This is a genomic window from Arthrobacter sp. NPDC093128, from assembly GCF_040683875.1.
Lineage (GTDB): Bacteria > Actinomycetota > Actinomycetes > Actinomycetales > Micrococcaceae > Arthrobacter.
On record NZ_JBFBEY010000015.1, the window covers coordinates 1 to 19,147 of the forward strand.

Consider the following 19,147-nt stretch of genomic DNA (forward strand, 5'->3'; position numbering starts at 1 on the left):
TTCGCGGCGAGCTGGAGCAGGCCGCGGGACTCGGGCTCGTCCATTTCGCCGTCGCCCAGGAACGCCCAGACCTGCTGGTCGCTGGTGTCCTTCAGGCCGCGGTTGTGCAGGTACCGGTTGGACTGGGCCTGGTAGATCGCGTTCATCGGCCCGATGCCCATGGACACGGTGGGGAACTCCCAGAACTCCGGCATCAGCCGCGGGTGCGGGTAGGAGGACAGGGCGTGCCCGGCCCGGGATTTTTCCTGCCGGAACCCGTCCAGGTCCTGCTCGGTCAGCCGGCCTTCCATGAATGCCCTCGCGTACATGCCGGGGGAGGCGTGGCCCTGGAAGAAGACCTGGTCCCCGCCGCCGGGGTGGTCCTTTCCGCGGAAGAAGTGGTTGAAGCCGACCTCGTACAGGGTCGCGGCCCCGGCGTAGGTGGAGATGTGCCCGCCCACGCCGATGTTGGGCCGCTGGGACCGGTGCACCATCACCGCGGCGTTCCAGCGCATGTACGCCCGGTAGCGGCGTTCGTACTCCTCGTTGCCCGGGAACGGCGCTTCCTGGTCCGCGGGGATCGTGTTCACATAGTCCGTGGTGGTGACCATCGGGACCCCGACGCTCTGGGCGCCGGCACGCTGCAGGAGACTGCGCATGATGTACTGGGCACGCTCGGTGCCCTGTTCCCTGATCAGCGTATCCAGGGACTCAATCCATTCGGCGGTCTCTTCCGGATCACGATCAGGCAGCTGGTTAGTCAACCCGCTGAGGATATGGGAGGTATCTTCTCCTGCAGCCACGTCCAACCTCTCTTTGCGCGCATGCATCGGCGCCCTCAGGTCCGGCAGGGTAACTGCCTGGCGTGAACGCGACGTGTGCGACGTATCGGTTACAACAGCCCGGTCATGTGCGCCGGGCAGGGGGTCCTATCACTTCTATGACCGTATAAATCCAGGGCGATCGCCCCGCCGGCATAGTAGTCATCAGCCACTCTAGCTGTGCGAGCTATCCGATGCGTAGCCGCTGCCTGACGGCCCCGTCGCATTTGACGTCATACTGGTTGTGTGACGGAAGGCCGCTTCGGCGGACGGACGTCAGCCCCGGGTGTGACGCAGAATAAGTGGGATCGCGGGGGCAACAGCTTGAAGAGCAGGCACAAAGGGTGTTGGCTTGTAGTAATGGAAATCACTAGATTTATGAAAATGACTAAGCATTGGAGGAACACGTGAGCGAGGCCGACGCCGCCACTTCGGTAAATGTGGCGGAAAAATTGGGTTTCAAAAACGGGGATCTGATTCAGGAGTTCGGTTACGACGACGACGTCGACTTCGACTTGCGTGACGATATTGAAGACCTCACGGGCTCGGAACTCCTTGATGAAGACGACCACGACGTAGTTGATGCCGTCATATTCTGGTGGCGCGACGGCGACGGGGACCTGGTGGACACGCTCATGGATTCACTGACCACCCTGAGTGAGAACGGTGTGGTCTGGGTACTGACGCCAAAGTCGGGGAGGTCCGGTTACGTGTCCCCTGCGGAGATCCAGGAAGCTGCGCCCACGGCGGGGCTCCACCTCACGACATCGCCGGGTGTATCCAAGGACTGGAGCGCAACGCGCCTGGTCACCAGGAAGAACAAGTGACCCCACCGCCGGTACAGACCGCCGCGGCGGTCAGCATTCTTCCGGAAACCGGCAGCACAGCTCCTGATTTTGAACTTGTCAATCAGTACGGCGAGCCCGTCCGGCTGTCGGAACTCCGGGGGCGCAACGTCGTCGTCGTTTTTTATCCGTTCGCCTTTTCCGGAATCTGTACCGGCGAGCTCTGTGAAATCCGCGACAATCTGTCGGTGTTTGCGGATGCGAACGCGACGGTTCTGGCCGTTTCCGTGGACAGCAAGTTCACGCTGCGTGCCTACGCTGAGAAGGAAGGCTACGGATTTGATCTGCTGGCCGACTTCTGGCCGCACGGCGGAGTTGCGTCGCTATACGGCGTGTTCGATCCCGACACCGGGATGGCGCAGCGCGGAACGTTCATCATCGATGCGGACGGCATCGTCCGTTACGTCGTGGTGAATCCTCGCGGCCAGGCCCGTGATCTGGCCGGATATCGTGCCGCCCTCGCGGAGCTCGGCGGGAGCTGACGGAATGAGGGAGCGGCGCCCCGGCCTTGGCATGACTGGGTTCGCCAGCCTGCCGCCGGTCAGCGCCGCCTCTCCTGCACCCGACGTCATCGGAGTCCTTCGGGGCATCCGGGACGCCCTGGCGGGACGACGCTTCGCACTCCTCACCGGAGCCGGTCTCAGTACGGACTCGGGCATCCCGGACTACCGGGGACCCGGTGCCGCACCGCGGGCACCCATGACCTATCAGGAGTTCATCGGCCACCCGGACAACCGCCAACGATACTGGGCGCGCAATCACATCGGCTGGTCACACCTGCGCCGGGCCGATCCGAATGGCGGACATGTGGCTGCGGCCAGGCTCGAACAACGCGGCCTGCTGACCGGCCTCATCACCCAAAATGTGGACCGGCTCCACGAAGATGCCGGCAGCGTGAACGTGGTGGACCTCCATGGCCGTTTCGACCGCGTGGCCTGCCTTGCCTGCGCGCGCCGCTACAGCAGAACCTTGCTGGCGGGGGTACTGGAGGAACTGAACCCCGGATTCCTCGAACGGGCACTGGAAGACGGTGTTGTGGAAATGGCGCCCGACGCCGACGCGACGGTGGAGGATTCGGCCCTCATCCGCAGTTTCGTCGTGGCGCACTGCCCGGCATGCGGCGGCACCCTCAAGCCGGACTTTGTGTACTTTGGCGAGAATGTTCCCAGGGACCGGGTGGAACGCTCGTACGCCATGGTCGATGACGCCGGCGCCCTGGTTGTTGCCGGATCCTCACTGACGGTCATGAGCGGCCTCCGCTTCGTGCGGCATGCTGCCAAGCAGCAGAAACCCGTGGTCATCATCAACAGGGGGGCCACCAGGGGCGATGACCTGGCCACGATCAAGCTGGAAGCCGGTGTCAGCGAATCGCTCACCTGGCTGGCCAGTGAACTGCCGGATCTGTGATGTAGGGCTCACTGCAGCGTGAAGGCGGATGCCGATTGGCGTTCTGCGGGATTTATCCGGTACAGTTGCTGTTCGTTGGTTGAAGCGCTGAGGCGCGGAAATCACGGTTTGGGTCTTTAGCTCAGCTGGTAGAGCGCCACGTTTACACCGTGGATGTCATCGGTTCGATCCCGGTAGGACCCACCAACGGAACCCCGTCATTGTCGGCCGAAAGGTCAGCAAGGGCGGGGTTTTTTGTGTTTGCTGGCACGGACAAAAACTGTCGGACCCTGTCCATAGTGTTGCCGGCATGGAACACGTTTTGATGAGGATGGCCCCGGATGGACGGCCGCTGTCCGTTGTTCGCGGCGGGCGGGAATGGACCATCGGCGCAGAGCCGGTCCGCTGGTTTGAGCGCGTCAGCTGGTGGGAGGCCGAGCGGAGGATGCCGAAGGGCCTTGGCCGGGTGGACATTGAGGTCTGGCAGGTCCAGGCGCGGCTGGGCAGGAACGCCGACTCGGCCCTCACCACCATGGAACTGATCCGGGACGGGCTCGGCGGGGGCTGGCGGCTGAGGGAGGCCGTGGCCGACGCTGCCTGATTCCGGAACGGCGATTCTGCCGGGGAATTGGAAAAGCCTTCCACCGCGGCTATTGGGGGATGCCGCGGTGGAAGGCTTGAAATGAATATACAGTGAATTTTTCGAAATGTGAAACAAGGCGGGCCGGGGCGCGCCGGGTTTTCGGTGCCTGCGGCCCGGCCCGCGCCGGGTCCGAAGGCCGAGGCCGGCGGCTCCCGGGAGCGGATCCCGCCTCCACACATTATGATGGTTACTGTTCAGCTGATTGAACACACCTTTGATTTGAACGGCGCTGAATGGACGCGCTTTACCTGAAGGAGAATCATGGCCGATTCCCGAGCTCCCCGCACCTCTGACGGACTGGGGAGTGCGTCCCCCGCGCCGGCCGTGACGCGTGCCGCCGCTGTGCTGGAGGCGCTGGCCGCCTCTTCGACAGGCAGGCTCACGCTGAGTGACCTGTCGAGGGAACTCGGCATCCCCAAGTCGTCAACCTCGAATCTCCTGCTGGCCCTCGAAGAGGCCCGCCTCATTAACCGCCAGGGGGCGGACTTCACGCTCGGGCGCAAACTCGTGGAACTTGGCGCCGCCTACCTCAGCCGGTTGGATGAGGTCCAGGAGTTCTACCGCTTCTGCGAACAGGCCCCTACCCTGTCGGGTGAAACGGTCCGTATCGCCATGCTGGACGGAACCAATGTCATCTACCTGGCCCGTTACGAGGGCCACCCTGCGGTCCGGCTCACCTCGAATATCGGCGACAAAATGCCGGTGTCGCTGTGCGCTGTCGGTAAGGCGCTCATCGCGCGGCTGCACGACCACGACATCGAGGAGATGTTCCCTGACGACACGGAACTCCCGGTGCTCACGCCGAAATCCCTCCGGACCGGCGCCGACTTCAAGAAGCAACTGCCTGTCATCCGGGAACAGGGCTATGCCTTCGAGGACGAGGAGTCCACCACCGGAGTTGTTTGCCTCGCTGTCTCGGTCCCGACCAGGGGAGCCCACGGGCCAAGCCTGGGGCTGTCCGTCACTGCGCTGAAGGCCACCTATTCCGCGGAGCAGGGCGCCATGATGGTGAAAGAACTGAAGGAACTGGCCCGATCCCTGGGCAATCCCATGGGCTAGAACCGCCCCTGAAGCGGCGCAAAAGGCGGCCACTGACTCACGGAAAAATAAAACGGATTTCATCATTGGCTATCCGTTCAGCTTGCTGTACTGTGTTCACTATAGTGATCGACGCCACCGGTGCCGTCACTATCCCACCAGACCAACGGGGGTCTGGAGTGTTCTTAAGGGAGTGCTAGTGACAACTCGTACTAATTCACCGCTTGCCGATGTGGACGACGCCGTCGTCGAACCGGAACAACTGCGGAGGGCAACTCTTGCCAGCTCCGTAGGCTCCGCTCTGGAGTACTACGATTTCTACATTTATGGCCTGGCTTCGGCCCTCATTTTCGGGCCTCTTTTCTTCAAGCCGCTCGGCGAAGACGGCGCCCTGATCGCATCATTCGCCACCTATGGCGTTGGGTTTGCGGCCCGCCCCTTCGGCGGAGTCATCTTCGGTTACATCGGCGACAGGTTCGGACGCAAAATGGTCCTGATCCTGACGATCGGCCTGATGGGCACGGCAAGCTTCGCAATCGGCCTGCTGCCGACGTTCGAGCAGGCGGGAATGTTGGGCGCGGTCCTCCTCGTCACGCTGCGAATCCTCCAGGGCCTCGGCGCCGGCGCTGAGCAGGCGGGTGCCACCACCTTGATTTCCGAAGTCGCGCCGCGCCGTCGTCGTGGATTCTTCGCTTCTCTGCCGTTTGTCGGCATCCAGCTGGGCACCCTGCTCGGTGCCGGCACGTTCGCCCTGATTGCCATGGCTGACAAGGCGGTCCTGGAAGGCTGGCTGTGGCGTGTGCCTTTCCTGGCCAGCATCCTCCTGATTGCGGTGGCGATCTTCATCCGGCTCCGGCTCAAGGAAACTCCGGTTTTCCAGGAGCTGGAAAAGCACAAGAACGTGGTCAAGAACCCCATCGGCCAGCTCTGGAAGCACTCCAAAAAGAACGTGCTGATTGGCATCGGCCTGCGCATGGGTGAGAACGGCAACTCGTCGATCTACTCGGCGCTCCTCATCGCCTTCCTGGCAGCCAAGGACGGGGTTTTCCCGGGCGACAAGTTCATCGGACCCGTTGGCCTGCTCATTGCCGCCGGCTTCGCCGCCGTTATGGTGGTCACCTTTGGGGCCCTGTCCGACCGCTTTGGCCGTGTGCCGGTATACCGCTACGGCGCACTGTTCCAGGCCGTCATTGCGCTTCCGGCGTTCTACCTGGTGACGCTGGGCAACGTGACCCTGGTCTGGGTGGTCATGGTGGTGGGTATCGCCATCGGCGTCCAGTCCATGCTCGGTCCGCAGTGCCCGCTCCTGCCGGAGCTGTTCGGTTCCCAGTACCGCTTCACCGGTGTTGCCATGAGCCGCGAACTGTCCGCCGTTATGGCCGGAGGCCTTGTACCCCTTGTTGGCGCGTCGCTGCTGGCGGCAACGGATCACTCCTGGCTGGTGCTTGCCATCTACTCGCTGGTGCTCGCGCTCATCTCCTTCGTCACCACGTTCTTCACTCCGGAGACCGTGGCCCGTGACCTCGTCCTCACGGAGGACGCGAGCTAGCACTCCCGCAGCACCGGAACTGCACTCCAACACAACGGCTGTGGCCCCTTCCGCAAGGAGGGGGCCACAGCCTTTGCTGCGCCGGGGCCCGCTCGTGCCTGCCGGCTGCTAGGAGTTGTTGCGTTCCAGTGCCTGGCCGATGATCCGGGCCCCTTCCGGGAAGGCTCCCGGGTTGGCCCCTGAGTAGTTGAGGCGGATGAAAGCGCCTGCGGGTTCGGCCGGGAACCACTCCCGCCCGGCGGCAATGATGACCCCGGCGCTTTCGCAGTTGCGGGTCAGCCGTTCAAGGTCTGTGCCGTCGGGAAGGCGCGCCCAGAGGTTCAGGCCTCCCTTGGGCACCTGCTCGATGTGCGCCTGCGGGGCGTACTCGCGCATGCTGGTGACCAGGAGGTCGCGGCGGGACTGGAGCTGGTGGCGGAGGCTGCGCAGGTGCGTCTGCCACCCGGGCTGGGTCACGACGTCGAGCGCCGCGGCCTGGAGCAGGCCGCTGACATACATCGACTCGGCTGCCCGGTCCGCGAGGATGCGCTCACGTGCCGGGCCGCGCGCGATCACGGCCGCGATGCGGATGGCCGGTGACACGCTTTTGGTCAGGGAACGCAGGTACACCACGTGGCCGGAGTCGTCGCGGGAGGCGACGGGCACGGGACTGGTGGTGATGCCGAAGTCGTGCGCCCAGTCGTCCTCCACCAGGAACGCACCCTTTGCGCGCACCACGTCCAGGACCTCTTCACCCCGCCCTGCCGCCCACTGCGCACCGGTGGGGTTCGCGTAGTTCGGTTGGGCGTAGAACAGGCGCGCACCGGTTTCGTCAAAGGCCCGGGCCAGTTCCGCCGGGTCCGGACCGTCCGGTCCGCTGGGCACCGGGACAACGCGGACGCCGGCCTGTGCCGCCGCCAGGATGGCGCCCCAGTAGGTTGGTGACTCCATCAGCAGCGGCTGCCCGCGGCCCGCGAGCGCGCTGAAGATGGAGCTGAGCCCGCTCTGGCTCCCCGGGAGTACGACGACGTCGCTCGGGTTCGGGGGTGTGGTTCCGGCCGGTGTCGAGGCGCCGAGTTCGTGCGCGAACCACGATTGCAGTTCCGGCAGGCCCGCTGCGGGCGGACGGGACAACGCTGCGTCACCCCGTGCTGCGCGTGTGAGCGCCGCCCGGACGAGGCGCTCGGGCAGAAGTTCCCGGTCCGGGTAGCCGGAGTGGAAGGCGATGGCGTCGTTCGCCACGTCGCGCATGGTGGTGGAGGCTGACGGAAGCGGTGCCAGCGGCGACCGCAGTGCCGCCGTCTGCCAGCCATAGTCCGAGGGACGGGCACTCCGGACGGCCCGCACGAACGTTCCGACGCCGGGCCGGCTCTCGATCAGGCCCTGCGCCGTGAGGGATTGCAGTGCCTTCTGCACGGTCACCGGGCTGGCCTGGTACTCAGCCACCAGGGACCGTGTGGACGGCAGCCTTGATCCGGGTGCGGCTTTGGCGATCCATTCCCGTAGTCGCGTCGCAATCCGGGAACTGCTATCGTTGTTCATGAGAGACAATAGTAGCGCTACTACGCTGATTCGGCCAGTGGTATCGTCCCGTGCCCCCTCCGGACTGTGGTGGGGTCTCCTCGGAGTAGCGGCCTTCTCGTTCACGGTTCCGTTCACCAAGATCGCCGTCGCGGGGCTCTCGCCGCTGTTCATCGGTTCCGGCCGCGCGGTGGTGGCCGGGGTCCTGGCCGCTTCCGCCCTTGCGCTGGCGCGGCAGAAACTTCCCCGCGGCATGCACTGGGCCAGGCTCGCGGTGGTGGCCGCCGGCATTGTGATTGGATTTCCCTTGCTGACGTCCTTCGCGCTCACCACCACGCCGGCCAGTCACGGCGCGGTGGTCATTGCCCTGCTCCCGGCTGCGACGGCGACGGCGGCTGTCCTGAGGGGGCGCGAGCGTCCACGCCTGGCGTTCTGGCTCATCACCGTAATCGGCGCGCTGGCGGCCATCGCCTTCGCCTCCATGCAGTCCGGCGGATTCGGGCAGCTGCACTCGGCGGACCTGCTGCTCCTTGGCGCCGTGGTGGCAGCGGCGGTCGGCTATGCGGAGGGTGGCCTGCTGGCCCGCGAGCTCGGTTCCTGGCAGACCGTGTCGTGGGCGTTGGTGCTGGCGTCGCCGCTCATGGTGTTCCTCATGATGCTCTCCCTGGCCCAGCAGCCGGCGTCAGCCACTCCGGTCCAGTGGGCGGCGTTCGCCTACCTCGGGGTGGTGAGCATGTTCCTGGGCTTCTTTGCCTGGTACCGGGGCCTGGCCGTCGGCCCCATGGCCCAGGTCAGCCAGGTCCAGCTCATCCAGCCAGTCCTGAGCATCTGCTGGGCCGGCCTCCTGCTGGGCGAGGCCCTGACCTGGACCACCATCATCGGCGGCGTCGCCGTCATCCTCTGCGCCGGCGCAGCCGTGCGGTCCCGACTCAGGCAGCCCCCCGCTCCGCATGCCGTCCCGCACTCCACAAGATCCCTCCAGCCTGCAAAGGATTAGCACCATGTACACACCAGCCCACTTCGAAGCCGGACCCGACGCCCTCAGCGACCTCCTCACCCGGCCCGCCGCAGCCAATCTGGTCACGATGACACCGCAGGGCCTGCTCGCAACGCTGCTTCCGTTCGTCTACGACCCCTCGATCGGCGAACGCGGTGCCCTGCTCACCCACGTTGCCCGGAACAACGCGCAGTGGTCCGAGCCGGTGACCGGAGAGGCACTCGCCATCCTCCACGGCGCGGACGCCTACATCTCGCCGTCCTGGTACGCCTCGAAGGCCGAGCACGGGCGTGTTGTCCCCACCTGGAACTACTCGACGGCGCATGTATACGGCAACCTGGTGGTCCACGACGATCCGGCCTGGCTCGCCGGCCAGGTCAGGCGGCTGACAGACGTCAACGAAGCGGGCTTCGACCACCCGTGGAGCGTGGATGATGCCCCGGAGCGCTACCTTTCCGGGCAGCTGCGCGCCATCGTAGGCCTGGAACTTGTTATTACCCGGATCGAGGCCAAGGCCAAGCTGAGCCAGAACCGGCCCGATGCGGACATCGACGGTGTGGTGGCAGGACTTGCCGCCCGGGGGCAGGCTGAGAGCGCCGCCGACGTCGAGCGGGCAAGGCGGCCATAGTCCCGGGGACCCAAAAGGGCGGCCCTCCGTTGCCGGAGGGGCCGCCCTGGCCTGCGGGTGTGCCGCGCGGGCCCCGGTGGACCCTGCAGTAGTGCGGCCTAGTAGAAGTGCACGGTGTCCACGAGGTGGGGGAGTTCCCCGCCGTCGAGGAAAGTACGCAGGTTGCTGCTGAAGCGTTCTGCGATCAGCCGGTTCTCCGCCGCGCTCAGCGCCGAGGTGTGCGGGGACACCATGACCTTCGGGTGGTTCCAGAGCGGGCTGTCCTGCGGCAGGGGTTCGACGGCGAATACGTCGAGGCAGGCGAAGCCCACCTGGCCGTTGTTGAGCGCCTCCAGCAGGGCGTCTTCGTCCACCACGGTGCCGCGGCCAACGTTGACGAACACCGTTCCCGGCTTCATGGCGGCGAACACCTCACGGTTGAACAGCTTCTCCGTGTACGGCGTGCCGGGCAGGGTGTTCACGACGGCGTCTGCCGAGGCGAGCAGCCCGGCCAGGCCGTCATTGCCGGCAACGTTTTCGATGCCATCGATCGGCTCAACGTTCCGCTTGGTGCCGCTGACCTTCATGCCCAGGGCGCGGGCGATGCGGGCTGTTTCCAGACCGATCTCGCCGAGGCCCGTCACGACGAGGGTGGATCCGTTCACCAGGCGCGTCGGGGTGCGCAGTTCAGGCCAGACCTTGGCGGCCTGGTCCACAGCGAGCTCGGCGCTGCGCTTGAAGCCGTTGAGGATGCCCAGCGCGGCGAATTCCGCCAGCGGGAGGGCATGCACTCCGGCGGAGGTGGTGACCTTGAACTTCTGCAGGGTTTCCTGGTCCAGGCCGGATGCCTTGACCGCTCCGCCTGCACCTGCCGCCATTGCGTGGATCCACTGGAGCCGGGGGTTGCTTCCGGCAATGCGGGCAAGCCCGGCGGGACTCTCGTTGGGGAAGCCGTACAGGACGTCGGCCTTGTTCAGCATGTCCCAGTACCGCGCCTCCTGTTCCGGAGTGCGTTTGAAGTCCGGATCGCCGGAGTGGTCCGCGGGGAACCTCTCGGGCGGGAGGAGGTCGGGCTCATAGAGGACGGTCACGGCGGGATCTACGGCGCGGATGTGCTCAACCAGCTCAGCTTCGAGCGGGACGGCGATTGCGACGGTGGTTTTAGTCGTCATAGTGTTCATCATACTGAATGGAGGCTAGGATATTGAACAGATTCCCCTCCATTAACCACGATGAAGTGAGGTACCGCTGCCGATGGATGTGCAGACAGACCACGATTTGAGCGAAAATTCGTGTGAAAAGAGGGCCGGTTTCGTTGGGCTGGGCCTGATGGGTGGCTACATGGCAGCCAACCTGCTGAAGGCAGGCTGGAATGTCACAGGCTGGAACAGGTCAGCGGCCGCCCTGGACGACTTTGCGGCCCGCGGCGGCGCCCGCGCCCCCGACGTTGCCGCGCTGCGCGATGAACCGGTCATTGTTTTTATGCTCCCGGACCTGGGCTACATCGAGGAAGCGGCAGCCGGGCTCCTTGCCGGCTGGTCCCAAAGCCCGCCCCGCCCCGGTACCGCCGTGGTGGTAATGAGCAGTGTCTCCCCGGCAGCCGTGCGGGGCTTCGGGGCGCGGGTGTCCGCCGCGAGCCGCGGCAACGCCGTCGTCGTTGATGCGCCGGTCAGCGGCGGCACCAAGGGTGCCCGGGACGGAACCCTGGCCATCATGGCGGGCGCGGAGGAAACGGACTTCCAGCGGCTCCTTCCCCTCTTCGACGCCATGGGCGGCACAGTCCGCCGGCTGGGGCCCCTCGGCTCAGGCTCGCTGGCCAAGGCCTGCAACCAGCTGATCGTCGGAACCACGACGGCGGCGCTCGCAGAAGCCGCTGAGCTCGCCGCACGTTCCGGCATGGACGTCGGGGCACTGTATGAGGTGCTGTCCGGCGGGCTGGCCGGCAGCCGGGTCCTGGACATCGTCGGGCCCCGCCTTGCCGCCAAGGACTACGAGCCCACCGGGCCGGCAAAATTCATGCACAAGGACCTGTCCTTCGTCCTGGAAAGCGCCGCAGCAGTGGGGGCGGCCGTGCCCATGGCGACGGCCGGCGTCGAACTTTACGCCGAACTGAAGCGCCAGGGGCTGGGGGACCTCGACCTCGCGGCCGTCCGGCAGACCATCTCGAATCTCAGCGACAACAATGCAGTCAAGACCAATTGAGGAACAGGAAACAATGAGTTCACTTTTTGACCTGACAGGCCGGACCGCGCTGGTCACGGGCTCCAGCCGGGGAATCGGCAATGCCCTGGCGCGGGCCCTGGCCGACGCCGGCGCCACCGTGGTGCTCAACGGCATCAACCCCGAGCGGCTCAAAGCCGCCGAGGCCGCCATGGCGGCCGACTACCCGCCGGGGCGCGTGCACAGCTGCGCCTTCGACGTCACCAAGGACACCGAGGCCGCCCGCGGCGTCGCCTGGGTGGAAGAAAACGTGGGGCCGCTCGAGATCCTCGTGAACAACGCCGGCATCCAGCACCGCGTCCCCATGCTGGACCTGGAAGTCAGCGACTGGGAACGGGTCATCTCCACGGACCTGACCAGCGCCTTCCTGGTGGGACGGGAAGCGGCGCGGCACATGATCCCGCGCGGACACGGCAAGATCATCAACATCTGCTCGGTGCAGACCGACCTCGCGCGGCCCACCATTGCCCCCTATATCGCGGCCAAGGGCGGACTCCGCAACCTCACCAGGGCAATGACCGCGGAATGGGCGGCTTCGGGGCTGCAGATCAACGGCATCGCTCCGGGCTACATCCACACCGAAATGACGCAGAACCTCGTGGACGACGAGCAGTTCAACTCCTGGATCCTGGGCCGCACGCCGGCCCACCGCTGGGGGACGGTCCAGGACCTGGCGGGCCCGGCGGTCTGGCTTGCCTCGGACGGTTCCAACTTCGTGAACGGACAGACCATCTTCATCGATGGCGGAATGACGGTGGTGGTCTGATGCCCGGCATCCACGAACTCCCCGCCACCTCGGCTGCTGTGGTGGCCCATGCAGCCGGCGACCTCCGGATCGAGGAGGTGCCTGTCGCTGTTCCCGGTCCCGATGAAGCGGTGGTGGAAATAGCCTTTGGCGGCATCTGCGGCTCTGACCTCCACTACTGGCTGCACGGTGCCGCCGGTGAATCGATCCTCCGGGCGCCCCTGGTCCTGGGGCACGAAATTGTGGGCACCGTCCTGCAAGGGGCAGCAGACGGCACCGGACCTGCGGCGGGGACCGCCGTCGCCGTCCACCCGGCCACACCGGGCCCCGGTGCCGCGCGCTACCCCGAAGATCGGCCCAACCTGTCGCCGGGCTGCACCTATCTGGGGAGCGCCGCCCGCTTCCCGCACACAGACGGCGCCTTCAGCCGGTATGCCACCCTGCCTGCCCGGATGCTCCGTCCGCTGCCCGAAGGCCTTAGCCTGCGGACAGCTGCCCTGGCGGAGCCGGCTGCCGTTGCCTGGCATGCTGTGGCGCGCGCCGGTGACGTCAAGGGGAAGACGGCCCTGGTGATCGGCAGCGGACCCATCGGCGCCCTGGCCGTGGCCGTCCTCAAACGCGCGGGTGCCCGGCGGATCGTCGCCGTGGACATGTACCCCAAGCCGCTGGAAATCGCCCGGGCCGTCGGCGCCGACGAGGTCCTGAAAGGCGATGAAGCCGAGGCCATCGCCGCGGTGGAGGCGGACGTGGTCATCGAGTCATCCGGCAGCCACCACGGACTCGCCTCAGCCATCAAGGGCGCCGTCCGCGGCGGCAAGGTGGTGATGGTGGGCCTGCTGCCTTCCGGGCCGCAGCCCGTGCTGATCTCCCTGGCCATCACGCGCGAGCTGGAGCTGCTGGGTTCCTTCCGCTTCAACGCCGAAATCGACGAGGTCATTGCGGCGCTTGCGGACGGCACGCTGTTCGTGGACCCCGTGGTCACCCATGAATTCCCGCTGGACCGCGGACTCGAGGCCTTTGAAGTGGCCAGGAACTCCGCTGAATCCGGGAAAGTGCTGCTGGACTTCAGCCCGGCACCGGGGGAGTAAGGGCGGGGCTGCGCCTCGCCCGGCCGGCTCGGCGGAGCCGGTCCGTCAGCAGGGCTGCAGGCTGGCCGTCAGGCCTGCGGCAGGGGCACGAAGACCCTGGGCTGGTCCCGCCACCCGGACTCCATTTCGGTGATCGTCTCACGCATGATCCGGCTGGAGGCCTCCCGGGCCCCGGCGGCGTCCCCTGCGGCGATGGCCTCCGCCACGTCCACATGCCACTGCAGGGCGGCCTCGCGGGGGCGGTCCGGCATGAGGCCGTGGACGGTCCGGCCGGTCAGGGTTTCCGCCACCTGGCCTACGAGGTTGGCGAACATTTCGTTGCCGGAGCCGGTGAGTAGGAGGGAATGGAAGCGGATGTCCAGCTGCAGGAACTCCGCCACGTTGCCGGCCCGGCCGGCGTCGTGCATGGCCAGCGACACGTCCAGCAGTTCCTTCCGGAGGTCCTGCGGGGCATTGGCGGCGGCCAGTTCGGCAGCGACGGGTTCGACGGCGGAGCGCAGCTCCGCAAGGGACCTGAGCTGGGCGCCGCGGCCCTCGCCGGCCAGGCGCCAGCGGATGACCAGGGGATCGAACGGATTCCAGCGGCTGGCCGGAAGCACGCGGATCCCCACGCGCTTGATGGTCTCCACCAGGCCGAGGGACTGCAGGACCCGGACGGCTTCCCGCACCACGGACCGGGAAACCTTCAGCTCATCCTCGAGTTGCTCAGCCAGCATCACGTGGCCCGTGGGCAGCGCGCCGTTCACGATACGGGTTCCCAGATGTTCGATGGCGCGATGATGGAGGCTGGTTGACATAGTGGTAAGCATAATCGTGCCGGCGCCGCCGTCCGGCGCGGGCCCAACCCATGACGGGACCCGGGGCGGCCGCCGCCCCAACCTCACGCTGGCGGCATCATAGACTGTTTTGTGACGCGCCGCCTTCCAAAACGTGGGCGCAACTTTCCCGTTGTCCGCGGAAATACATATGGTTTATTGACAGCCACTGGTTCTTAAAGCGTGTTCCGCAGGAAGTGCGGAACAGAATGCACACGTTGCACAGAAATGAATTGGAGTTTTGATGTCAGCACACATCGGTGTCACCGGCCTTGCGGTGATGGGGGCCAACCTCGCCCGCAACCTGGCCCGTAACGGCTTCACCGTGGCCCTGCACAACAGGTCTGTTGAGAAGACTGACGCGCTGCTGGAAAAGCACGGACACGACGGCGACTTCGTGCGTACCGAAACCCTCCAGGAGCTTGTGGATTCCCTGGAAAAGCCCCGCCGCGTGCTCATCATGGTCAAGGCCGGCAAGCCGGTCGACTCCGTGATCGAGCAGCTTGAGCCCCTGTTGGAGGCCGGCGACATCATCATCGACGCCGGCAACTCGCACTACGAGGACACCCGACGCCGCGAAGCCGCCCTCGCCAAGAAGGACCTGCACTTCGTGGGCATCGGTGTCTCCGGCGGTGAGGAAGGCGCCCTGAACGGCCCGTCCATCATGCCTGGCGGCTCCAAGGAGTCCTACGACGCCCTCGGGCCGCTGCTGGAAAAGATCGCCGCTAACGTTGACGGCCAGCCCTGCTGCGCCTGGATCGGCACCGACGGCGCCGGCCACTTCGTCAAGATGGTCCACAACGGCATCGAATACGCCGATATGCAGGTCATTGGCGAAGCATTCGACCTGCTGCGCTCCGGCGCCGGCATCGAACCGGCCGAGCAGTCCAAGATCTTCGCCGAGTGGAACAAGGGCGAGCTCGCCTCCTTCCTGATCGAAATCTCCGCCGAGGTCCTCGGCCACGTCGACACCCGCACGGGCAAACCGTTCGTCGACGTCGTTGTAGACGCAGCAGGCCAGAAGGGCACCGGCCGCTGGACGGTCATCTCCGCGCTCGAGCTGGGATCCCCGACGTCGGGCATCGCCGAGTCCGTGTTCGCGCGTGCGCTCTCGTCCCAGGCAGAACAGCGCAAGCTGGCCCAGGAGCTCCTCGCCGGCGAGGAAATCGACGTCGAGGTCCCGGAGACGTTCGTCGAGGACGTCCGCCAGGCGCTGTACGCCTCCAAGCTGGTTTCCTACGCCCAGGGCCTGGACATGCTAACCTCGGCGGCCAAGGAATACGGCTGGGACCTGAAGCTGGATGAGATCGCCTCGCTGTGGCGCGGCGGCTGCATCATCCGTGCGGAACTGCTGAAGGAAATCACCAAGGCCTACGCCGCGGAGGAAAAGCCGGCGAACCTGCTCTTCGCTCCGGCCTTCACCAAGGCCATTGCCGAGGTCCTGCCGGCCTGGCGCCGCGTGGTGGCTACGGCCGTGCAGCTCGGTATCCCCGTCCCGGTCTTCTCCTCCTCGCTGGCCTACTACGACGGCCTGCGCCGCAAGCGCCTGCCCGCCGCCGTGATCCAGGGACAGCGCGACCTCTTCGGTGCACACACCTACGGCCGTGTTGACGCCGAGGGCACGTTCCACACCCTCTGGGGCGAGGACAAGTCCGAAATCGAGGCAGTGGACACCCACTAGCTTCAACGCCACACCGTAACTCACACCAACGGTGACATTAAGCGCCGGCGCTTCCCGGATACTCTGGGAGGCGCCGGCCTTTGTCGTTAACAGGACCGCGTTGCCAATGCCTGCCGTTACCAAGGAGTGCAGCACATGTCCCAGCCAGTCGCGTTTGTCACCGGTGCGTCCACCGGCATTGGGTTCGAGGCCGCCAAAAAGCTCAGTGAACACGGCTTCACGGTATATGCGGGGGCCCGGCGGGTGGGGAAAATGGAACCGCTGAAAGCCTTCGGTGTGAAGGTGCTGGACCTGGATGTCACGGATGAGGCATCGATGGCAGCAGCCGTGGGTACGATCCTCGAAGCGCACGGCAGGATCGATGTCCTCGTCAACAACGCCGGCTACGGGTCGTACGGATCCCTGGAAGAGGTGGAACCGGCGGAAGGCCGGCGGCAGTTCGACGTCAACGTCTTCGGCCTGGCACGCATGACCCAGCTGGTGCTGCCCGCCATGCGGGCCGCGGCGCAGGGCAGGATCATCAACGTGTCATCCATCGGCGGCAAGATGTACGAGCCCCTGGGCGCCTGGTACCACGCCACGAAGTTCGCCGTCGAAGGGCTCAGCGACTCCCTGCGCCTGGAACTCAAGCCCCACGGCATCAAGGTGTCAATCATCGAACCGGCAGGCACCCAGACGGAATGGGGCGGCATCTCCGGCGAGAGCCTGCTGGCAACCTCCGGGCACGGACCTTACGGGGACCAGGCCAAAATCGTCGCGGCCGCATTGGCCTCCACGGCGGGCGCCGGCATGTCAACGCAGCCGGAAGTCATCGCCGACGCAATCGTCCACGCCGCCACGGCCGCCCGGCCAAAGACACGTTATCCGGTAGGCAAAGGGGCCCGGGCCATCGTGACACTGCGTCGGCTCCTGCCGGACCGTGCGTTCGACGCGGTTTTCTGGGCCATCTACCAGCGGGTCGGCCGCTAGATCCGGTACTCCGCTAGATCCGGTACTCGATGTAGTACTCGGCCGGGTCCACGGCAGGCTTGGTTTCGCGCTGCGCGTCACGATGGCGCCACGTTGCCGGGACACCGGTGATGATGGACTCCGGCGGGGCGTCCTTGACCACTACGGCATTGGCCCCCACGGCACTGTCGGGCCCGATGGTGATGGGGCCCAGGATCTTGGCGCCGGCACCGATTGTCACCCGGTCCCCGATGGTGGGGTGCCGTTTGACCTTGGCAAGGGACCGTCCACCGAGCGTGACGCCATGGTAGATCATCACGTCCTCGCCGATTTCCGCCGTCTCGCCGATGACCACACCCATGCCGTGGTCGATGAAGAACCGCTTGCCGATGGTGGCGCCCGGATGGATCTCGATCCCGGTCAGGAACCGCGCCAACTGCGAAATGAGGCGCGCCGGAAAACGTAGCGAGGGATTCTGCCAGAGTTTATGCGTCAGGCGGTGCGCCCAGATGGCATGCAGGCCGGAGTAGGCAAAAAAGTTCTCAAAAGAACCTCGAGCCGCCGGGTCATGCGACCGGGCGGCGTCGAGGTCTTCCTTAAGTCTTGCGAAAAAGCTCACAAAGACCTTTCTACAGGAAACAGGGAATGGCGGGCTAAGACTTAGCCTCGGATGTCGTCATAGAGCACGGTGGAGATGTAACGCTCGCCGAAGTCGCAGACAACCGCGACGATGAGCTTGCCGGCGTTCTCCGGGCGCTTGGCGAGCTCGAGGGCACCCCAGACGATTGCGCCGGAGGAAATGCCGCCCAGGATGCCTTCCTTGACCCCGAGCTCGCGGGCCACGCGGACTGAATCCTCCAGGGTGGCGTCCAGGACTTCGTCGTAAACGTTGGTGTCCAGGATTTCCGGGATGAAGTTGGCGCCGATGCCCTGGATCTTGTGCGGGCCGGGAGCGCCGCCGTTCAGGATTGCGGAATCCTTCGGTTCGATCGCGACAATCTGGACGTCCGGCTTGCGTTCCTTCAGGACCTGGCCGACGCCGGTGATGGTTCCGCCGGTACCGATGCCGGAGACAAAGATGTCTACCTTGCCGTCGGTGTCGGTCCAGATTTCCTCGGCCGTGGTGGTGCGGTGGATCTCGGGGTTGGCTTCGTTGGCGAACTGCTGGGCCCAGATGGAGTTCTCCGTGTTGGCCACGATCTCCTGGGCCTTCTCCACGGCGCCGCGCATGCCTTCGGAGCCCGGGGTCAGCACGATCTCCGCACCGAACGCACGGAGCATGACACGGCGTTCCGTGGACATGGTCTCGGGCATGGTCAGGATGACCTTGTAGCCGCGGGCGGCACCCACCATGGCCAGGGCGATGCCGGTGTTGCCGGACGTTCCTTCGACGATGGTTCCGCCGGGCTTGAGCGCGCCGGACTTCTCAGCGGCGTCAACAATGGCAACGCCGATGCGGTCCTTGACGCTGTTGGCCGGGTTGTAGAACTCGAGCTTGACGGCCACCTGGGCGTCCAGGCCCTCGGTCAGGCGGTTGAGCCTGACCAGCGGAGTGCCGCCGACAAGCTGGGTGACGTCGTCGTAGATCCGTGCCATGTATTTGTGCCTATCTCTGAAGAGTTCTCTGAACAGCGAATACTGAGGTCAGCCTAACGAGGGCGGCCGGAACGCTGCTAAGCATTAAGCCATGCAGAGTAATATTTCCGGGCCTTGGCCAGCTTCGGGTTGATGATCACTTGGCAATAGCCCTGTTCGGGATGCTTGGCGTAGTAGTCCTGGTGGATATCCTCGGCCACGTGGAACGCGGGCAGCCTGCTGACTTCAGTGACGATCGGATGTGCCCACAGTTCCTGGTTCCGTTCTATCGCCTCTTCGAAGAGGATCTTTTCCTCGGTGGTCTCGTAGAACATGGACGAGCGGTACTGGGTGCCGACGTCGTACCCCTGGCGGTTGAGCGTCGTGGGGTCGTGGAGGGCGAAGAACATGTCCAGGATGACCTCGGCGGGGATCACGTCCTCATCGAAACTCACTGCAACCACTTCGGCATGGCCCGTGGTGCCCGAGCACACGGAGTAATAGTCCGGATAGCGGTCATGGCCGCCGGTGTACCCCGAAATGACCGACGTGACGCCTTTGGTTTTTTGGTAGACGGCGTCAAGGCACCAGAAACAGCCTCCGCCAAGCACAAAAGTTTTCATGTCCTCTTCAATGGTTGAAGTGCGCTGATGATTCCCCCACCACCTTACGAGACTGTTACACGTGCGGACCAAGCCGGCGGATAGGGT

19 protein-coding genes, 1 tRNA gene and 1 pseudogene are annotated in these 19,147 nt (G+C 65.5%); 14 read left to right on the plus strand and 7 right to left on the minus strand.

From position 1 onward, the window contains the following. Window positions 1-809 (minus strand): annotated as a pseudogene (locus tag AB0N24_RS17600) (pyruvate dehydrogenase (acetyl-transferring), homodimeric type); the annotation flags it as partial. A gap of 398 nt (window positions 810-1,207) precedes the next feature. Between AB0N24_RS17600 and AB0N24_RS17605 the strand changes: the two are divergent. From AB0N24_RS17605 to AB0N24_RS17635, 7 genes are all read left to right on the plus strand, one after another. After that, window positions 1,208-1,627, plus strand: a complete 420-nt coding sequence (locus AB0N24_RS17605) for a DUF3052 domain-containing protein (protein WP_104173208.1) — start codon at window positions 1,208-1,210, stop codon at window positions 1,625-1,627. Between the two features lie 35 nt (window positions 1,628-1,662). Continuing rightward, entirely contained in the window at window positions 1,663-2,127 is a 465-nt protein-coding gene (locus AB0N24_RS17610; protein ID WP_364127279.1) for a peroxiredoxin, read from the plus strand. 4 nt (window positions 2,128-2,131) lie between these two features. Beyond that, window positions 2,132-3,052, plus strand: coding sequence for an NAD-dependent protein deacetylase (locus AB0N24_RS17615; protein WP_364126956.1), 921 nt, complete (start codon window positions 2,132-2,134; stop codon window positions 3,050-3,052). A gap of 110 nt (window positions 3,053-3,162) precedes the next feature. Beyond that, window positions 3,163-3,238: transfer RNA gene (locus AB0N24_RS17620), tRNA-Val, on the plus strand. Between the two features lie 103 nt (window positions 3,239-3,341). Next, window positions 3,342-3,632, plus strand: coding sequence for a hypothetical protein (locus tag AB0N24_RS17625; protein ID WP_364126959.1), 291 nt, complete (start codon window positions 3,342-3,344; stop codon window positions 3,630-3,632). Between the two features lie 303 nt (window positions 3,633-3,935). Continuing rightward, the gene (locus AB0N24_RS17630; protein ID WP_364126962.1) at window positions 3,936-4,733 is read left to right on the plus strand and encodes an IclR family transcriptional regulator; all 798 of its coding nucleotides are present in this window, start codon (window positions 3,936-3,938) and stop codon (window positions 4,731-4,733) included. Between the two features lie 178 nt (window positions 4,734-4,911). Further along, entirely contained in the window at window positions 4,912-6,261 is a 1,350-nt protein-coding gene (locus AB0N24_RS17635) for an MFS transporter (protein ID WP_104173167.1), read from the plus strand. Between the two features lie 108 nt (window positions 6,262-6,369). Here AB0N24_RS17635 and AB0N24_RS17640 read toward each other — a convergent pair whose 3' ends face one another. Continuing rightward, window positions 6,370-7,782 carry a PLP-dependent aminotransferase family protein gene (locus tag AB0N24_RS17640; RefSeq protein WP_364126964.1) on the minus strand — a complete coding sequence of 471 codons (1,413 nt, stop codon included), beginning with the start codon at window positions 7,780-7,782 and terminating at the stop codon, window positions 6,370-6,372. Between AB0N24_RS17640 and AB0N24_RS17645 the strand changes: the two genes are divergently transcribed. Continuing rightward, entirely contained in the window at window positions 7,781-8,758 is a 978-nt protein-coding gene (locus AB0N24_RS17645; protein ID WP_364126967.1) for a DMT family transporter, read from the plus strand. The two genes, AB0N24_RS17640 and AB0N24_RS17645, sit on opposite strands and share 2 nt — an antisense overlap. A gap of 4 nt (window positions 8,759-8,762) precedes the next feature. After that, complete coding sequence (locus AB0N24_RS17650; protein ID WP_364126970.1) at window positions 8,763-9,386, plus strand: FMN-binding negative transcriptional regulator; 624 nt, start codon at window positions 8,763-8,765, stop codon at window positions 9,384-9,386. A 98-nt stretch (window positions 9,387-9,484) separates the two neighbouring features. Here AB0N24_RS17650 and AB0N24_RS17655 read toward each other — a convergent pair whose 3' ends face one another. Beyond that, window positions 9,485-10,549 (minus strand): D-2-hydroxyacid dehydrogenase, encoded by a 1,065-nt coding sequence (locus AB0N24_RS17655; protein WP_364126972.1) that lies wholly within the window; start codon window positions 10,547-10,549, stop codon window positions 9,485-9,487. 70 nt (window positions 10,550-10,619) lie between these two features. On the opposite strand from AB0N24_RS17655, the gene AB0N24_RS17660 reads away from it, so the two are divergent. The 3 genes from AB0N24_RS17660 to AB0N24_RS17670 are packed head-to-tail and all read left to right on the plus strand — an operon-like array spanning window position 10,620 to window position 13,418. Further along, the gene (locus tag AB0N24_RS17660) at window positions 10,620-11,567 is read left to right on the plus strand and encodes an NAD(P)-dependent oxidoreductase (protein ID WP_364126975.1); all 948 of its coding nucleotides are present in this window, start codon (window positions 10,620-10,622) and stop codon (window positions 11,565-11,567) included. Between the two features lie 13 nt (window positions 11,568-11,580). After that, entirely contained in the window at window positions 11,581-12,351 is a 771-nt protein-coding gene (locus tag AB0N24_RS17665) for an SDR family oxidoreductase (RefSeq protein ID WP_364126977.1), read from the plus strand. Next, complete coding sequence (locus tag AB0N24_RS17670) at window positions 12,351-13,418, plus strand: L-idonate 5-dehydrogenase (RefSeq protein ID WP_364126980.1); 1,068 nt, start codon at window positions 12,351-12,353, stop codon at window positions 13,416-13,418. The genes AB0N24_RS17665 and AB0N24_RS17670 overlap by 1 nt, the downstream gene beginning before the upstream one ends. Before the next feature lie 68 nt (window positions 13,419-13,486). On the opposite strand, the gene AB0N24_RS17675 is transcribed toward AB0N24_RS17670, so the two are convergent. Then, on the minus strand, window positions 13,487-14,215 hold the full coding sequence (locus AB0N24_RS17675; protein WP_364126983.1) for an FCD domain-containing protein: 729 nt from the start codon (window positions 14,213-14,215) through the stop codon (window positions 13,487-13,489). A gap of 262 nt (window positions 14,216-14,477) precedes the next feature. Here AB0N24_RS17675 and gndA point away from each other — a divergent pair, with 262 nt between their 5' ends. Both gndA and AB0N24_RS17685 read left to right on the plus strand, forming a co-directional pair. Next, window positions 14,478-15,914, plus strand: a complete 1,437-nt coding sequence (gndA, locus tag AB0N24_RS17680; protein ID WP_364126986.1) for an NADP-dependent phosphogluconate dehydrogenase — start codon at window positions 14,478-14,480, stop codon at window positions 15,912-15,914. A 135-nt stretch (window positions 15,915-16,049) separates the two neighbouring features. Beyond that, entirely contained in the window at window positions 16,050-16,883 is an 834-nt protein-coding gene (locus AB0N24_RS17685) for an oxidoreductase (RefSeq protein WP_364126988.1), read from the plus strand. 13 nt (window positions 16,884-16,896) lie between these two features. On the opposite strand, the gene epsC is transcribed toward AB0N24_RS17685, so the two are convergent. The 3 genes from epsC to msrA all read right to left on the minus strand — a co-directional run bounded on the left by epsC (window position 16,897) and on the right by msrA (window position 19,060). Further along, window positions 16,897-17,481, minus strand: coding sequence for a serine O-acetyltransferase EpsC (gene epsC / locus AB0N24_RS17690; protein ID WP_364126990.1), 585 nt, complete (start codon window positions 17,479-17,481; stop codon window positions 16,897-16,899). Between the two features lie 41 nt (window positions 17,482-17,522). Continuing rightward, complete coding sequence (gene cysK / locus AB0N24_RS17695) at window positions 17,523-18,458, minus strand: cysteine synthase A (protein ID WP_364126993.1); 936 nt, start codon at window positions 18,456-18,458, stop codon at window positions 17,523-17,525. A 77-nt stretch (window positions 18,459-18,535) separates the two neighbouring features. Next, window positions 18,536-19,060, minus strand: coding sequence for a peptide-methionine (S)-S-oxide reductase MsrA (gene msrA, locus AB0N24_RS17700; protein WP_364126995.1), 525 nt, complete (start codon window positions 19,058-19,060; stop codon window positions 18,536-18,538). Window positions 19,061-19,147 lie beyond the last annotated feature (87 nt).

What these genes read in the sequence shown, in the direction of transcription:
- AB0N24_RS17630 (WP_364126962.1), top strand. Translation starts at nt 3,936, where the DNA reads ATGGCCGATTCCCGAGCTCCCCGCACCTCTGACGGACTGGGGAGTGCG.
- AB0N24_RS17670 (WP_364126980.1), top strand. Translation starts at nt 12,351, where the DNA reads ATGCCCGGCATCCACGAACTCCCCGCCACCTCGGCTGCTGTGGTGGCC.
- AB0N24_RS17660 (WP_364126975.1), top strand. Translation starts at nt 10,620, where the DNA reads ATGGATGTGCAGACAGACCACGATTTGAGCGAAAATTCGTGTGAAAAG.
- AB0N24_RS17675 (WP_364126983.1), bottom strand. Translation starts at nt 14,215, where the DNA reads ATGTCAACCAGCCTCCATCATCGCGCCATCGAACATCTGGGAACCCGT.
- AB0N24_RS17650 (WP_364126970.1), top strand. Translation starts at nt 8,763, where the DNA reads ATGTACACACCAGCCCACTTCGAAGCCGGACCCGACGCCCTCAGCGAC.
- msrA (WP_364126995.1), bottom strand. Translation starts at nt 19,060, where the DNA reads ATGAAAACTTTTGTGCTTGGCGGAGGCTGTTTCTGGTGCCTTGACGCC.
- AB0N24_RS17615 (WP_364126956.1), top strand. Translation starts at nt 2,132, where the DNA reads ATGAGGGAGCGGCGCCCCGGCCTTGGCATGACTGGGTTCGCCAGCCTG.
- AB0N24_RS17640 (WP_364126964.1), bottom strand. Translation starts at nt 7,782, where the DNA reads ATGAACAACGATAGCAGTTCCCGGATTGCGACGCGACTACGGGAATGG.
- cysK (WP_364126993.1), bottom strand. Translation starts at nt 18,458, where the DNA reads ATGGCACGGATCTACGACGACGTCACCCAGCTTGTCGGCGGCACTCCG.
- gndA (WP_364126986.1), top strand. Translation starts at nt 14,478, where the DNA reads ATGTCAGCACACATCGGTGTCACCGGCCTTGCGGTGATGGGGGCCAAC.
- AB0N24_RS17645 (WP_364126967.1), top strand. Translation starts at nt 7,781, where the DNA reads ATGAGAGACAATAGTAGCGCTACTACGCTGATTCGGCCAGTGGTATCG.
- AB0N24_RS17685 (WP_364126988.1), top strand. Translation starts at nt 16,050, where the DNA reads ATGTCCCAGCCAGTCGCGTTTGTCACCGGTGCGTCCACCGGCATTGGG.
- AB0N24_RS17655 (WP_364126972.1), bottom strand. Translation starts at nt 10,549, where the DNA reads ATGATGAACACTATGACGACTAAAACCACCGTCGCAATCGCCGTCCCG.
- AB0N24_RS17665 (WP_364126977.1), top strand. Translation starts at nt 11,581, where the DNA reads ATGAGTTCACTTTTTGACCTGACAGGCCGGACCGCGCTGGTCACGGGC.
- AB0N24_RS17625 (WP_364126959.1), top strand. Translation starts at nt 3,342, where the DNA reads ATGGAACACGTTTTGATGAGGATGGCCCCGGATGGACGGCCGCTGTCC.